We start from the raw sequence: 15,179 nt of genomic DNA on the forward strand, positions 1-15,179 counted from the left end.
GCAGCGGGCCGCGGCGGCCGGCCGCCGCGGCCCGGCCGGCACCGCGGTCCGGTCTCACAGCTTGCCGCCCCGCCCGCCCTCGCGCCGCGCGGGCGCGATCAGCGTCGACAGGTAGGGCAGGGCGGCGCCGTCGAGGTCGGCGGCCGGCCGGATCGACTCCTCCGGCAGCCCCAGCGCCGACCCCCACACGGCGTCCGCCAGCCGCCCGGTCTCCCGCAGCGCCTCGGCGACCTCCCCGGCCTGCCGGCCGAACTTGTAGGCGACGACGGTCCCGGGTCCGGCGAGCGCCTCCCTGAGCACGGCGGACCCGGCGGTGACCGGCACCAGCGTCAGCGGCTCGGTGCCCTCGGTCAGCACCGCGCCCGAGCGGGCCGCCAGGTCCTGCATGGCGGTGACGCCCGGCACGGTCTCCACGACGACGCCCGGCACCAGGCCGGCCACGGTCTGCGCGAGGTAGGTGAACGTCGAGTACACGTTGGGGTCGCCGATGGTCGCGAAGGCGACCGAGCCGTGCCGCTCCAGCAGTGCGGCCACCCGCTTCCCGGCCGCGTCCCAGGCCGCCTCGCGCCGCGCCCGGTCGGACCGCTCGTTCAGCGCGAACACCACCCGGACGATCTTCTCGCCGGGCACGTAGTGCAGCACGGTCGCCTCGGCCCGCCCCCGCTCGCCCGTGTCCATGACGGGGACGACGACGACCTCGGCGGCCCGCAGGGCGTTGACCCCCTTGACGGTCACCAGCTCCGGGTCCCCCGGCCCGACCCCGACTCCGACCAGCCTGCTGCTCATGACGTGCGGCACCTCTCCACGAACCGACGGGCGACACCGGGCGCGGACGCCCAGTGCGTGTGCAGATAACTCGCGTGCACACCGCGCTGTACGAAACCCTCGACCCGCCGCGCGGGGGCGCGCACGCCCCAGGCGGGAGCCGTCCCGGCGCCGGGCTCGACGACGGTCCGGTGGAACTCGTGCCCCCGCATCCGGGTGCCCGCGGCGGCGAGCACGCTGTCGCCGACGGCCACCGCGTCCCGGTAGCCGAGGGTGAGCCGCTCGCTCATCCGGGCGGAGGCGTCCAGCACCCCGCACATCGGCCGCCCGTCCAGCTCCCGGCACAGGTACAGCAGCCCGGCGCACTCGGCGGCCACCGGGGCGCCGCCGAGCGCCAGCCCGGCGACCGCCCGGCGCAGCGGCTCGTTGGCGGACAGCTCGGCGGCGTACACCTCGGGGAACCCGCCGCCGATCACCAGCCCGCGCGTGCCGTCGGGCAGGCGCTCGTCCCGCAGCGGGTCGAAGGGGACGACCTCGGCGCCGGCGGCGGCGAGCAGCTCGGTGTGCTCGGCGTAGGAGAAGGTGAAGGCGGGGCCGCCGGCGACGGCGACCACCGGGCGCCCGCCCGCCGGGGCGACCGGCGCGACCGGCGCCCGCCACGGCTCGTCCGCCATCGCGCCCGCGCTCCGGGCCAGCGCGAGCAGCGCCTCCAGGTCGCACCCGGCGGCCACCTGCGCGGCCATGGCGGCGACGGCCTCCACCGCCTGGGCGCGCCGCTCGGCGACCGGGACCAGCCCCAGGTGCCGGGACGGCGTGTCCACCTGCGGGGCCCGGCGCAGCACCCCCAGCACCGGCACCCCGGCCGCGTCCAGCGCCTCCCGCAGCAGTTCCTCGTGCCGGTCGGAGCCGACCTTGTTCAGGATCACGCCCCCGATCCGCACCCGCGGGTCCCAGGAGGCGAACCCGTGCACCAGCGCCGCCACCGACCGCGACTGCGACGAGGCGTCCACCACCAGCACCACCGGCGCCCGCAGCAGCTTCGCCACCTGGGCGGTGGACGCCAGTTCGCCCTCCCCGGCGGCCCCGTCGTACAGCCCCATCACGCCCTCGACCACGGCGAGGTCGCATCCGCGCGCCCCGTGCGCGAACAGCGGCCCGATCAGCTCCGGCCCGCACAGGTAGGCGTCGAGGTTGCGCCCCGCCCGCCCGGTGGCGAGCGCGTGGTACCCGGGGTCGATGTAGTCCGGCCCGACCTTGTGCGGGGACACGGCGAGCCCCCGCGCGGCGAACGCGGCCATCAGCCCCGTGGCGACGGTGGTCTTGCCGCTGCCCGAGGAAGGCGCGGCGATCACCAGCCGGGGCACGGACGAGGAGGTCACCACTCGATGCCCCTCTGCCCCTTCTGCCCGACGTCCATGGGGTGCTTGACCTTGGACATGTCGGTCACCAGGTCCGCGAAGCCGATCAGCTTCTCCGGCGCGTTGCGGCCGGTGATCACCACGTGCTGGGTGCCGGGCCGGTCGCGCAGCACCTGCACGACCTCGTCGGTGTCGACCCAGCCCCAGTGCATCGGGTAGGCGAACTCGTCGAGCACGTACAGCCGGTACGTCTCGGCCGCCAGGTCGCGCTTGACCTGCTCCCAGCCCTCCCGGGCCTTCTCCTCGTTGTCCATCTGCGCGTCGCGCTGGACCCAGGACCAGCCCTCGCCCATCTTGTGCCAGGCGACCGTGCCGCCCTCGCCGGAGTCCCCGAGCACGCGCAGCGCCCGCTCCTCGCCGACCTTCCACTTGGCCGACTTCACGAACTGGAACACCCCGATCGGCCAGCCCTGGTTCCAGGCGCGCAGCGCCAGCCCGAAGGCGGCGGTCGACTTGCCCTTGCCGACGCCGGTGTGCACCACGACCAGCGGCCGGTTCCTCCGCTGACGGGTCGTCAGTCCGTCGTCCGGTACGACACTCGGCTGTCCCTTCGGCACTACGCGGCCCTCCTCGACGTTCCCTGCACATCCCTGACCAGCCCGGCGATCGAGTCCGCCCGCAGCTCGTCCAGCGTCACCGCCGTACCGCCCAGCGCGCCCGCGAGCCGCCCGGCGAGCCCGAGCCGCACCGGCCCCGACTCGCAGTCCACGACCACGGACGCGACGTCCTCGGCCGCGAACAGCCGCGCGGCACGCTCCGCCGTGGCCACCGGCTCCGGCCCGCCCGTGGCGCGGCCGTCGGTCACCACCACCAGCAGCGCCCGCCGCGCGGGATCCCGCAGCCGCTCCACCCGCAGCACGTCATGGGCCTTCAGCAGCCCGGCCGCGAGCGGGGTGCGGCCGCCCGTCGGCAGCGACCGCAGCCGGGCCGCCGCCGCGTCCACCGACGAGGTCGGCGGCAGCGCGACCTCGGCGCCCGGCCCCCGGAAGGTGACCAGCCCCACCTTGTCCCGCCGCTGGTAGGCGTCGAGCAGCAGCGACAGCACGGCGCCCTTCACGGCGCCCATCCGCTGCCGCGCCGCCATGGACCCGGAGGCGTCCACGACGAACAGCACGAGATTGCCCTCACGCCCCTCGCGCACCGCCTGCCGCAGGTCGTCCCGCCGCACCACCAGCCCCGGCCCGGACCGGCCGCGCGCCCGCTGGTGCGGCGCGGCGGCCCGCACGGTCGCCGCCAGGTGCAGCTTGGTCAGCGCGCCCCGGGGCCGCCGGGCCCCGGTGGTCCGCCCGTGCTCGGTCCGCGCCCGCGAGCGCCGCCCGGCCACCCCCTCGCCGACGCCGGGCACGCTCAGCACCCGGGTGCGGAAGGGCTCCGCGGCGGGGGCGGGCGCCTGCTCCCCGGCCCCGGCGGCCTGCGGCTCCCCGCCGTCCCCGGCCTCGGGCCGCGCGCCCGCGCCACCCCCCTGGGGGCCTTCGGACGGCGGCTGTCCGCCCCCGCCGCCGGGCCCGTCCGGACCGGGATCCGGATCGTCGTCGCCGTCGCCGTCCCCGCCCCCGGACTGCCGGAGCGTCTCGTCGAGCTTGTCCTCGTCCAGGCCCGGCGCGTCGAACGGGTTGCGCCGCCGGCGGTGCGGCAGCGCCAGCAGCGCGGCCTGCCGCACGTCCTCGGCGAGCACGTCGGTCCGCCCGGCCCACGCGGCCAGCGCGGTCGCCGTGCGCGCCATCACGATGTCGGCGCGCATGCCGTCCACCTCGAAGGCGGCGCAGGTCGCCGCGATCTGCCGGAGCGCCCCGTCGCCGAGGCGCACCTCGGGCAGCAGCGCGCGCGCCGCCGCGATCCGCGCCCGCACGGCGGCCTCCTCCTCGGCCCAGCGCGCGGCGAAGCCGGCCGGGTCGTCGTCGTAGGCGAGGCGCCGCCGCACCACCTCCACCCGCTGGTCGGGCTCCCGCGAGGCCGCGACCTCGACGGTCAGGCCGAACCGGTCGAGCAGCTGCGGGCGCAGCTCGCCCTCCTCGGGGTTCATGGTCCCGACCAGCAGGAACCGGGCCGCGTGGCGCACGGAGACGCCCTCGCGCTCGACGTACGAGGCACCCATCGCGGCGGCGTCCAGCAGCAGGTCGACGAGGTGGTCGTGGAGCAGGTTGACCTCGTCGACGTAGAGGATGCCGCGGTGCGCCTCGGCGAGCAGGCCGGGCTCGAAGGCCTTCACGCCCTCGGCCAGCGCCCGCTCGATGTCCAGTGCGCCCACGAGCCGGTCCTCCGAGGCGCCGACGGGCAGCTCGACCATGCGCGCGGGCCGCGTGACGCCCGCCCCCGGCTCGTGCGGGCCGTCCGGGCACGCGGGGTCGGGGGCGGCCGGGTCGCAGGAGAAGCGGCAGCCGGGCACCACGCCGACCTCCGGCAGCAGCGCCGACAGGGCGCGCACGGCGGTCGACTTGGCGGTGCCCTTCTCGCCGCGCACCAGCACGCCGCCGACCGCCGGGCTGACCGCGTTCAGGAGCAGGGCCAGCCGGAGGTCGTCCTGGCCGACGACGGCCGTGAACGGGAACGGGGTGGTCACTGGTCGTCGCCCTCCAAGTCGCCTTCGAGTTCCAGGTAGGTGGCGCGCAGCCGCTCCAGGGTCTGCGCGTCCGGCTCCGCCCACAGCCCGCGGTCCGCCGCCTCCAGGAGCCGCTCCGTGATGCCGCGCAGCGCCCAGGGGTTGGACTTCCGCATGAAGTCCTGGTTCTCCTGCGAGAACACGTACTCGGACGCCAGCTTCTCGTACATCCAGTCGTCGACCACGCCCGCGGTCGCGTCGTAGCCGAAGAGGTAGTCGACGGTCGCCGCCATCTCGAAGGCGCCCTTGTAGCCGTGCCGCCGCATCGCCGCCATCCAGCGCGGGTTGACCACCCGGGCCCGGAAGACCCGGTGCGTCTCCTCGCCGAGCGTGCGCGTCCTCACCTGGTCCGGCGTCGCCGAGTCGCCCACGTACGCCTCCGGGCTGGCGCCCGTCAGGTGGCGCACCATGGCGACCATGCCGCCGTGGTACTGGAAGTAGTCGTCGGCGTCGACGAGGTCGTGCTCGCGGGTGTCGACGTTCTTCGCGGCGACGGCGATCCGCCGGAACGCGGTCTCCATGTCGCCGCGCGCCGCCCGCCCGTCGAGCCCGCGCCCGTAGGCGTAGCCGCCCCACACGGCGTACACCTCGGCCAGGTCGGCGTCGGAGCGCCAGTTCCGGGCGTCGATCAGCGGCAGCAGGCCGGCGCCGTACGCGCCCGGCTTGGAGCCGAAGATGCGGGCCGTGGCCCGGCGCCGGTCGCCGTGCTCGGCGGTGTCCTCGTCGGCGTGCGCCTTGACGTAGTTGGACTCGGCGGGCTCGGCCAGCTCGGCCACGGCCCGTACCGCGTCGTCGATCAGTCCGACGACGTGCGGGAAGGCGTCCCGGAAGAAGCCGGAGATGCGGACGGTGACGTCGATGCGCGGCCGGCCCAGCTCCGCCAGCGGGATCACCTCGAAGCCGGTCACCCGGCGCGAGGCGTCGTCCCACACCGGGCGGCAGCCCAGCAGCGCCAGGATCTCGGCGATGTCGTCGCCCTGGGTGCGCATGGCGGACGTGCCCCAGACGGTCAGCCCGACGGACTTCGGGTAGGCGCCGGTGTCCTGCAGGTACCGCTGCACCAGCGAGTCCGCGAGCGACTGGCCGACCTCCCAGCTCAGCCGGGACGGGATGGCCTTGGGGTCGACCGAGTAGAAGTTCCGGCCGGTCGGCAGGACGTTGACCAGGCCCCGGGTCGGGGAGCCGGACGGGCCGGCCGGGACGTAGCCGCCGTCGAGCGCCTTGAGGACGTGCCCGATCTCGTCGGTGGTGCGGGCCAGCCGCGGCACGACCTCGGTGCAGGCGAACTCCAGCACGGCGAGGGCGCCGGGGAGTTCGGCGCCGAGCACGTCCCGCAGGACGGCGCCGCTCTCGGCGGCGGCCCACCCGCGGTCCTCCATCCCCTGCGCGATCCGCCGGCACAGCTGCTCCAGCAGGTCGATCGCGTCGGCCGCGCTGCGGGCCGGTCCCTCGACCAGGTCCGTCAGTTCGGCCGGCACCTTCACCGGCGCGCCCGGCTCGGCCAGCAGTTCCTTCTCCACCAGCCCGAAGTGCTCGGCCAGCGACGCCCGCAGGCCCGGCAGCGCGTTCGCCCGCCCGCCCCACACCTGCGAGGCGCGCAGCACGGCGAGCACGAGGTTGACGCGCGGCTCGCCCACCGGGCCGCCGCCCAGCACGTGCAGCCCGTCGCGGATCTGCACGTCCTTGATCTCGCACAGGTAGCCGTCGATGTGCATGACGAACTCGTCGAACTCGTCGTCGTCCGGCTGCTCGGCCACGTGCAGGTCGTGGTGGAGTTCGGCGGCCTTGACCAGCGTCCAGATCTGGGCGCGCACGGCGGGCGCCTTCGCCGGGTCCAGGTCGGACACGAGCGCGTACTCGTCGAGGAGCTGCTCCAGCTTGGCGAGGTCGCCGTAGGTGTCGGCGCGCGCCATCGGCGGCACCAGGTGGTCGACGACGGTGGCGTGCCCGCGCCGCTTGGCCTGGGTGCCCTCGCCGGGGTCGTTGACGATGAACGGGTAGACCAGCGGCAGGTCGCCGAGGACCGCGTCCGGGGCGCAGCCGGCGCCGAGGCCCAGCCCCTTGCCGGGCAGCCACTCCATCGTGCCGTGCTTGCCCATGTGCACGATCGCGTCGGCCCCGAAGCTGTTCTCCAGCCACCGGTAGGCCGCCAGGTAGTGGTGCGAGGGCGGCATGTCCGGGTCGTGGTAGATCGCGATGGGGTTCTCGCCGAAGCCGCGCGGCGGCTGGATCATCACGACGACGTTCTCGAACCGCAGACAGGCGAGGACGATGTCGTCCCCGTCGACGTAGAGCGAGCCCGGCGGCTCGCCCCACGCCTCGGTCATGGCGTCCCTCAGCTCCGGGTCGAGCCGGTCGAACCACGCCCGGTAGTCGGCCAGCGGCACCCGCGCGGGCGCGGCGGCCAGCTGCTCCTCCGTCAGCCACTCGACGTCGTGGCCGCCGGCCTCGATGAGCCGGTGGATCAGCTCGTCGCCGTCGTCGGGATGCCCCTCGACCGTGTACCCGGCGTCTCGCAGCGCGTCCAGCACCCGCACCGCCGAGGCCGGGGTGTCGAGCCCGACCGCGTTGCCGACGCGGGAGTGCTTGGTCGGGTAGGCGGTGAAGACCAGCGCGATCCGCTTCTCGGCGTTCGGCTTGTGCCGCAGCCGGGCGTGGCGCACGGCGATCCCGGCGACGCGCGCGGCCCGCTCCGGGTCGGCGACGTACACGGGCACGTCGTCCGGGCCCTGCTCCTTGAAGGAGAACGGCACGGTGATCAGCCGCCCGTCGAACTCCGGGATGGCGACCTGCATCGCCGCGTCCATGGGGGACAGGGCGGCGTCGGACTCCTCCCAGGCGCTCCGCGACGTGGTCAGGCACAGCCCCTGGAGCACCGGCACGTCCAGCTCGGCCAGCGCCCCGACGTCCCAGGACTCCTCGTCGCCGCCCGCCGAGGCCTGCGAGGCGTGCGTGCCGCCGGCCGCGAGCACGGTGGCGACCAGGGCGTCGGCCCGGCCGAGGAGCTCGTAGAGCCCGGGGTCCGCGCCGCGCAGCGAACCGCAGTACACCGGCAGGGCGTTGGCGCCCCGCGCCTCGATCGCGTCGCACAGGACGTCCACGAAGGCGGTGTTGCCGCTCAGTTCGTGGGCGCGGTAGAAGAGCACGCCGACGGTGGGGCGGCCGTCCCGAAGGGGGCGGGAGCCGTGCACGCCGTACTCGGGCATCTTGTGCGGCGCGGCGAACCCCTCGCCGGTGAGCAGCACGGTGTCCGACAGGAACCGCGCGAGTTCGGCGAGGTTGGCGGGCCCGCCCTCGACGAGGTACTTCAGCGCCTCCGCCACGACCCCGGCCGGCACCGACGACTCGGCCATCAGCTCCGCGTCCGGCACGGCCTCGCCGCCCAGCAGCACGGTCGGGACGCCGGACGCCTTCAGCGCGGCCAGCCCGTCCTCCCAGGCGCGCTTGCCGCCCAGCAGCCGTACGACGGCGACGTCGGCGCCGTCGAGCAGCGCGGGCAGCTCGGCCTCGACGTCCACCCGGGTCGGGTTGCCGATCCGGTAGGGGGCGCCGGAGGCGCGGGCCGCCAGCAGGTCCGTGTCGGCGGTCGACAACAACAACACTGTGCTCATGCGGGCGCTCCCGGTGGAATGAAAGGCAGTCCTTGCGGCGCGCCCGACTCGATGAGCCGCCACAGCGCGTCCGTGTCCGCGTGCTGTTCGATCAGGTCGCCGAGCCGGTCGAGCTGCTCCTCGCGCAGCGCGGCGAACGACGTGTCGGGGGCCGGCACGAAGCGGCGGCCCGCGGCGGCCGCCACCTCGCGCAGGAAGGCCCGGCGGAAACCGTCCGACTCCAGCGAGCCGTGCCAGTGCGTGCCCCAGGTCTGGCCGACCCGGCAGCCGTCCAGGAAGGGCTCGCCGCCGGTGACCTCGGCGACCCCGTGGTGGATCTCGTACCCCTCGACCGGCTCCCCGAGGGCCTCGCCGACGGGCCGGGCGAGGGTCTTCTCGCGGGCGAACCGCACCCGGACGGGCAGCAGGCCGAGTCCGTCGACGTGGCCCCGGCGGCTCTCGACCTCGTCCTCGATGTGCTCGCCGAGCAGCTGGAAGCCGCCGCAGATGCCGAGCACGGGCCGCTGCTCGGCGGCCCTGCGGGTGATCGCCTCCGCCAGTCCCCGCTCCCGCAGCCACTCCAGCGCCCGGACCGTGCCCCGGGTCCCGGGCACCACGACGAGGTCGGCGTCGGCCAGTTCCTCGGGCCGGTCCACGAACCGCACCACGACGCCCGGCTCGGCGGCCAGCGCGTCCACGTCGGTGAAGTTGGACATCAGCGGGACCGCGCAGACGGCGACCCGCAGCACGTCCGCGCCGAGCGGCGGGGCGACGTGCGACTCCCGGACCGGCCCGCGCAGGGAGACCGCCATCCCGTCCTCCTCGTCGATGCCGAGCCCGTGCCGGAACGGCAGGACGCCGTAGGCGCGCCGCCCGGTGAGATCGCGCAGCATGCCGAGGCCGGGCTCCAGCAGCGACACGTCGCCCCGGAACTTGTTGACCAGGAAGCCGGCGACCAGCTCCTGGTCCTCGCGGGAGAGCAGGGCGACGGTCCCGAAGAAGGACGCGAAGACGCCGCCGCGGTCGATGTCGCCGACGACGAGGACGGGCAGGCGGGCGTTGCGGGCGATGCCCATGTTCACGATGTCGGTCCGCCGCAGGTTGATCTCGGCGGGGGAGCCCGCCCCCTCGCAGATCACCGCGTCGTACGCGCCCCGCAGCTCGGCGAGGCAGTCCAGCACCGTCCCCAGCAGCGCCTGCTGCCGCCCGCCGTGGTAGCCGCGGGCGCTCAGCTCGCCCACCGGCCTGCCCAGCAGCACCACCTGGCTGCTGCGCTCGCCGCCCGGCTTGAGCAGCACGGGGTTCATCAGCGCGGTCGGCTCGATCCGGCACGCCTGCGCCTGCATGGCCTGCGCCCGTCCGATCTCGGCGCCCTCGCGCGTCACGAACGAGTTCAGCGACATGTTCTGCGCCTTGAACGGCGCGACCTTCACCCCCTGCCGCACCAGCCACCGGCAGATCCCGGCGGTGACGACGCTCTTGCCGGCGTCGGAGGTGGTGCCGGCGACGAGGAGACCACCGCTCATGACGTCCGTCCCTTCAAGCCGTTGACGAGGAGCCGCGCGGCGGCGCCGACGCCGAGCGCGAGCCAGCCGACGCGCCGCGAGAGCCGTGCGGCCCGTTCGATGTCGGCCACGGCGACGGCCCGTCCGCGCGCGTTGAGCACGGGCCGGTGCTCGACCCGCCCGCCGTAGGAGAGGGTCCCGCCCAGCCGCACGCCGAGCGCCCCCGCGAAGGAGGCCTCCACGGGGCCGGCGTTGGGGCTCGGGTGCCGGGCGGCGTCGGCGCGCCAGGCCCGCAGCGCCCCGCGGGGGTCGTCGCCGGCGACGGCGGCGAGCGCGGCGGTCAGCCGGGCCCCCGGCCATCCGGCGAGGTCGTCCAGGCGCGCGGAGGCCCAGCCGTAGCGCCGGTACCTCGGCGACCGGTGCCCGACCATCGCGTCGAGGGTGTTCACGGCCCGGAACCCGAGCAGCCCCGGCACCCCGGCCACGGCCCCCCACACCAGGGCCCCCACCACGGCGTCGGAGGTGTTCTCGGCGACGGACTCGACGACCGCGCGGGCGATCCCGTCGGCGTCGAGCGCCTGCGGGTCCCGTCCGCACAGGTGCGGCAGCCGTGCCCGGGCCGCCTCGACGTCCCCCGCCTGAAGGGCCCGCCCGATGGTCCGGGCCTCCCGGACCAGCGACGTCCCTCCGACGACGGCCCAGGTGGCGGCGCCGGTGAGCGCGACGGAGGCGGCGGGGCAGGGGCGTACGGCGCGCGCGGCCAGCCCGCCGAGGGCGACGGCGCCGCCGACGCACACGGCGGTGTGCAGCGTGCCCCAGCCGCGGTGGTCCCGCCACAGCACGTGTTCCACGGCGCCCGCGGCCCGCCCGAACACGGCGACCGGATGCCCGCGGCGGGGATCGCCGAGGAGCAGGTCACCGAGGAGGCCGGCGGCGGCGCCGTACGCGAAGACGCGTTCGGCCCGCATCGCTCAGCCGACCGCCGGGCCGGGCCGGGCGTCGCTGGTGAACTCGGAGACCGAGCTGGTGAACCTGGCCGTCCATCGGCAGCCGCGCATGGCGATATGTCCTCACTCAGGGTGTCCGCGCCCTGGTTCGACGAGACCGGCGGTGAGAGTTCCTGGCTCCCGGGGCCGTCTGCCCCGGTCACAGTGGCGGGACCGCGCCGGACTTCCACCGGGCTTCCTCTCCTGCCGCCGTACTGGCCCCGGCAGTCCACCATGGGCTTGGAAGGGCCGTCAACTTGCCGCTGACCTGCGAGGGCGGAGTGTGCTGAGGCCCACAGGGGGAGTGCGCCAAAGCAGCGTGACGCCCCCGGCGCGCGGGCCGTGCGCCGGGGGCGGGGGAGCGGGGGCGTCCCGCCGACGGGACGCGGTCTCAGGCGACGATCAGGTGGATCCCGTACGCCACCGCCGCCGCGCAGGCCGCGAAGCAGGCGTACGCGCCGGTGACCGCGAGGGCCGCGGTGCCGCCCTGCGCGGCGGCCCGCTCGCGGCGGGACAGGCCCGCGATGCCGAGGGTGAACAGGGCCACCAGGGCCACGGTGACCACGAGGCTGACCCCGAAGACGGAGCCGAGAGCCGCCCAGTCGATCTTCATGGTGTTTCTCTTCCTTGTGCCGGGTGCGCGGGCTCAGACGGTGGTGGTGGCCTGCGGGGCCTTCGGCCCGGTGGCCTGCGCCGGGATCGTGGCCGCGAGCTCGTCGGTCACCGTGCCCGCGGGGGGCGGGGTCACCGCGGCCACGGCGGTGGTCACCACGCCGGCCGGCTCCTCGGTGTCGTTGACGTTGGTGTGGTCGACGACCTCGCGCCGGGAGATCTTCCAGATCGCGGCGCTGGAGGCGACCAGGAAGACCGCGACGAGGGCGGTGCCCCAGGCGCCGAAGCCGGTCACGTACTCGGCGAGCGCCCCGACCAGGGCCGCGGCCGGGAGGGTGAGGCCCCAGGCGACGAACATGCGGGTGGCGGTGGACCAGCGGACGATCCCGCCCTTGCGGCCGAGGCCCGCGCCCATCACGGCGCCGGAGACCGAGTGCGTGGTGGAGAGGGAGAAACCGAGGTGGGAGGAGGCCAGGATGACCGTGGCCGCGCTGGTCTGGGCGGCGAAGCCCTGCTGCGGCTGGAGGTCGGTCAGGCCCTTGCCCATGGTGCGGATGATGCGCCAGCCGCCGAGGTAGGTGCCGAGCGCGATGGCCAGGCCGGCGGAGAGGACGACCCACAGGGGCGGGTCGGAGTCGGGGGCGAGGGTGCCGCCGGCGACCAGGGCGAGGGTGATGATGCCCATCGTCTTCTGGGCGTCGTTGGTGCCGTGGGCGAGGGAGACCAGGCCCGCGGAGGCTATCTGGCCGGCGCGGTAGCCCTTGGCGGCGGCCTCGCCGTCGGCCTTCCGGCCGAGCGTGTACGTCAGCCGGGTGGCGAACATCGCCGCGACGCCCGCGACGACCGGGGCGGCGATCGCCGGGATCAGCACCTTGGTGACGAGCACGTCGCCGTGCACCGCGCCGACGCCCGCCGAGGCGACGGTGGCGCCGATCAGACCGCCCATGAGGGCGTGCGAGGAGCTGGAGGGGAGCCCGACCAGCCAGGTCAGCAGATTCCAGAGGATCGCGCCGACCAGTGCGGCGAAGATGACCTCGGGACGGATGCCGGTCTCGTCGACGAGACCCTTGGAGATCGTGTTGGCGACCTCCACGGACAGGAAGGCGCCCACGAGGTTGAGGACGGCGGACATGGCCACCGCGACCTTGGGCTTCAGCGCGCCGGTCGAAATGGTCGTCGCCATCGCGTTCGCGGTGTCGTGGAAACCGTTCGTGAAATCGAACGCGAGTGCGGTTACCACCACAATCGCGAGGATCAGCGAGAAGCTTTCCATTTACCCAGGCAATCGTTCGAGGTCATTGGCTGGTCGACCGTAGATAACCCGGGTGAACGGAAGATGAACTGAGGTGGGATTGGTGGTGACCCCGGCAGGGGGGTGCCGTCCCGTCCGGTCCCGGCGGGCCGTGCCCGGCCTCCGACACCCCCGTGATCCGGCCGTTTTCCGAGGTCAGGAGCGTACCGGGGACCAACGCGGCCGGGCCGGGACCCGCCGGGGAGATCTCGGTCACCCGGCACCGCCGCTGCCCGCACCGCCGCCGTCCTGCCGGGACGCCCGCGGCGGCCGCCCGGCCGGCGGTGTCCTCTGCCGGACGCCCGCCTTCCGGCCTACAGTGGCCCGGTCGTCCCGGCCGGACGGCACGCCCGGCGGGACGGCCGTACCGCCGGACGGCGGGATGAGCGGGGCGCACACGGCGCCCGGGAGGAGACGCGAGGCGTGACGGAACCGGGGGAGAGGCGGGTGCGCGACGAGGAGGCCCGCGCCTGGGCGGCGCTCGTGGCCACGGCCCGCCGCACGGTGTCGGACGGGCTGGTCGTCGGCACCTCCGGCAACGTCTCCGTGCGGGTCGGGGACACGGTCCTGGTCACACCGTCGGGCGTCCCCTACGACCGGCTGACGCCGGACGACGTGACCGGCGTCGGCCTCGACGGCCGGCAGGTGCTCGGCAGCCTCGTCCCGACCAGCGAACTGCCCATGCACCTCGCCGTCTACCGCGCCACCGACGCCCGCGCCGTCGTCCACACCCACGCCGTGCACGCGACGGCCGTCTCGACCCTCCTGCACGAGCTCCCGCCGATCCACTACATGGCCGCCGCGCTCGGCGGCCCCGTCCGGGTCGCCCCGTACGCGCCCTACGGCACCGAGGAGCTGGCCCGGAACGTGCTCAGCGCCCTCCACGGCCGCTCCGGCTGCCTGCTGCAGAACCACGGCACCCTCACCCACGGCGCCACCCTCGACCAGGCCTACGACCGCACCGCCCAACTGGAGTGGATGTGCCGGCTGTGGCTGACCGCCTCCTCGGTCCCGGGCCGGTCCCCGTCGCTGCTGTCGGAGCGGCAGCTGGCGGAGGTGGGGGAGAGGCTGCGGGGGTACGGCCAGAAGGGCTGACCGCCGCCCGCCGCCGTCCCGCCCGCGCCTCGTGCCCCGCCCTCCGGCCACGGCGCCCCGGCCCCGGGACGCCGCCCGGACCCGCCCCCTCCGGCCCCGCCCGCGGCCGCCGCCCCCGGTCCGCGCGGCCGCCCCCCGCGGCCGCCCCACCACTGGCCGAAGACGGGGTCCGCCTGGACACTGGACCCGTGCGTACTGTCAAAGCGGCGGCCGCCGCCGTCACCATGGCCCTGGCCGCCGGCGCCGCCGGCGTCGCGGCCGGCAGGTTCGCCAGCGACGCCGCGCTCAAGGCGTCCCCGGGCGGGCCCCTGCCCACCGAGCCCCGGCTCACCGTGCACGCCACCGCCGCGGGCCGGATAGCCCTCACCCGGCACCTGGCCACCCTGCGACCCGGCCGCTACGGCCTCGTCGGCGACGGCTCCCACGCGGTCGTCGGCCCCGTCCTGCGCACCGCCTCCCACTCCGCCGACACCGTCGTACGCCGCCTGGAACGGGTGACGCACGGCACCCTGAAACCCGGCGACAAGGCGTGGCTCACCCCCAGCGTGCACGTCGGCGATCCGGGCGCCGCCCTCGGCCTGGACCACACCGACGTCGAGATCCCCGGCGAACTCGGCCCGCTCCCGGCCTGGTTCGTGCCCGGCGTGCGGGACATCTGGGTCATCACGGTGCACGGCCTGGGCACCACCCGCGAACACGCCATGAACGTCATGGAGCTCCTGCACCGCCACCACCTCCCGGTGCTCGTCCCGGCCTACCGCGGCGACCCCGGCGCCCCCCGTTCCCCGGACGGGCTCCACCACTTCGGCGAGACCGAGTGGCGCGACCTGGACGCGGCGCTCCGGTACGCCGTGCGGCACGGCGCCCGGCAGGTCGTCCTGCACGGCTGGTCCACCGGCGCCACGATGGCGCTGCGCGCCGCGGCGCGCTCCGAACTGCGCCACCACGTCGCGGGGCTCGTGCTGGACTCCCCGGTGCTCAGCTGGGAGGCGGCGCTGCGCGCCCTCGCCGCGGCCCGCCACACGCCCGGGGTGCTGCTGCCGCTCGCGGTCCGCGCGGCCCAGGGCCGGGCCGGGATGCACACCGGCCACCCCGCCGGCCCCGCGGGGATCGACCTCGTCACGGTCCCGACGCTGATCTTCCACGGCCCGGACGACACGGTGGCCCCCTGGCAGCTGTCCCGGCGCCTCGCCGGCGCCCGCCCCGACCTGGTCGCCCTCCACACGGTCCGCCAGGCCCCGCACGCGGCCATGTGGAACGCCGATCCGGACGCCTACGAGGAGGTCCTGCGCCGCTTCCTCACCCCGCTGATGTGAAC

General features: G+C 75.7%; 11 protein-coding genes and 1 riboswitch. Of the genes, 2 read left to right on the forward strand and 9 right to left on the reverse strand.

Features of this window, described 5'->3' with window-relative positions:
• Nucleotides 1–54 precede the first annotated feature (54 nt).
• The 9 genes from cobI to ABD363_RS31305 all read right to left on the reverse strand — a co-directional run bounded on the left by cobI (nucleotide 55) and on the right by ABD363_RS31305 (nucleotide 12,748).
• Complete coding sequence (gene cobI / locus ABD363_RS31265; RefSeq protein ID WP_344609712.1) at nucleotides 55–786, reverse strand: precorrin-2 C(20)-methyltransferase; 732 nt, start codon at nucleotides 784–786, stop codon at nucleotides 55–57.
• A complete protein-coding gene (locus ABD363_RS31270; protein WP_344609714.1) occupies nucleotides 783–2,147 on the reverse strand; it encodes a cobyrinic acid a,c-diamide synthase CobB in 1,365 nt (454 codons plus the stop codon). The genes cobI and ABD363_RS31270 overlap by 4 nt, the downstream gene beginning before the upstream one ends.
• Nucleotides 2,141–2,740 carry a cob(I)yrinic acid a,c-diamide adenosyltransferase gene (gene cobO / locus ABD363_RS31275; protein WP_344609716.1) on the reverse strand — a complete coding sequence of 200 codons (600 nt, stop codon included), beginning with the start codon at nucleotides 2,738–2,740 and terminating at the stop codon, nucleotides 2,141–2,143. The genes ABD363_RS31270 and cobO overlap by 7 nt, the downstream gene beginning before the upstream one ends.
• The gene (locus tag ABD363_RS31280) at nucleotides 2,740–4,743 is read right to left on the reverse strand and encodes a putative cobaltochelatase (protein ID WP_344609718.1); all 2,004 of its coding nucleotides are present in this window, start codon (nucleotides 4,741–4,743) and stop codon (nucleotides 2,740–2,742) included. Before ABD363_RS31280 ends, cobO begins: the two co-directional genes overlap by 1 nt.
• Complete coding sequence (cobN, locus tag ABD363_RS31285; RefSeq protein ID WP_344609720.1) at nucleotides 4,740–8,393, reverse strand: cobaltochelatase subunit CobN; 3,654 nt, start codon at nucleotides 8,391–8,393, stop codon at nucleotides 4,740–4,742. The genes ABD363_RS31280 and cobN overlap by 4 nt, the downstream gene beginning before the upstream one ends.
• Nucleotides 8,390–9,898 (reverse strand): cobyric acid synthase, encoded by a 1,509-nt coding sequence (locus tag ABD363_RS31290; RefSeq protein WP_344609722.1) that lies wholly within the window; start codon nucleotides 9,896–9,898, stop codon nucleotides 8,390–8,392. The genes cobN and ABD363_RS31290 overlap by 4 nt, the downstream gene beginning before the upstream one ends.
• The gene (locus tag ABD363_RS31295) at nucleotides 9,895–10,845 is read right to left on the reverse strand and encodes a cobalamin biosynthesis protein (protein WP_344609724.1); all 951 of its coding nucleotides are present in this window, start codon (nucleotides 10,843–10,845) and stop codon (nucleotides 9,895–9,897) included. The genes ABD363_RS31290 and ABD363_RS31295 overlap by 4 nt, the downstream gene beginning before the upstream one ends.
• 127 nt (nucleotides 10,846–10,972) lie before the next feature.
• Nucleotides 10,973–11,112, reverse strand: a riboswitch (cobalamin riboswitch).
• Between the two features lie 142 nt (nucleotides 11,113–11,254).
• A complete protein-coding gene (locus ABD363_RS31300; protein WP_344609726.1) occupies nucleotides 11,255–11,476 on the reverse strand; it encodes a hypothetical protein in 222 nt (73 codons plus the stop codon).
• A 33-nt stretch (nucleotides 11,477–11,509) separates the two neighbouring features.
• Nucleotides 11,510–12,748 carry an inorganic phosphate transporter gene (locus ABD363_RS31305; protein ID WP_344609728.1) on the reverse strand — a complete coding sequence of 413 codons (1,239 nt, stop codon included), beginning with the start codon at nucleotides 12,746–12,748 and terminating at the stop codon, nucleotides 11,510–11,512.
• Nucleotides 12,749–13,189: 441 nt separating this feature from the next.
• Here ABD363_RS31305 and ABD363_RS31310 point away from each other — a divergent pair, with 441 nt between their 5' ends.
• Both ABD363_RS31310 and ABD363_RS31315 read left to right on the forward strand, forming a co-directional pair.
• Nucleotides 13,190–13,861 carry a class II aldolase/adducin family protein gene (locus ABD363_RS31310; protein WP_344609730.1) on the forward strand — a complete coding sequence of 224 codons (672 nt, stop codon included), beginning with the start codon at nucleotides 13,190–13,192 and terminating at the stop codon, nucleotides 13,859–13,861.
• 188 nt (nucleotides 13,862–14,049) lie between these two features.
• Nucleotides 14,050–15,177, forward strand: a complete 1,128-nt coding sequence (locus ABD363_RS31315; protein ID WP_344609732.1) for an alpha/beta hydrolase — start codon at nucleotides 14,050–14,052, stop codon at nucleotides 15,175–15,177.
• The last annotated feature ends 2 nt before the right edge of the window (nucleotides 15,178–15,179 follow it).

It is taken from the genome of Streptomyces glaucus, assembly GCF_039533365.1.
Lineage (GTDB): Bacteria > Actinomycetota > Actinomycetes > Streptomycetales > Streptomycetaceae > Streptomyces > Streptomyces glaucus.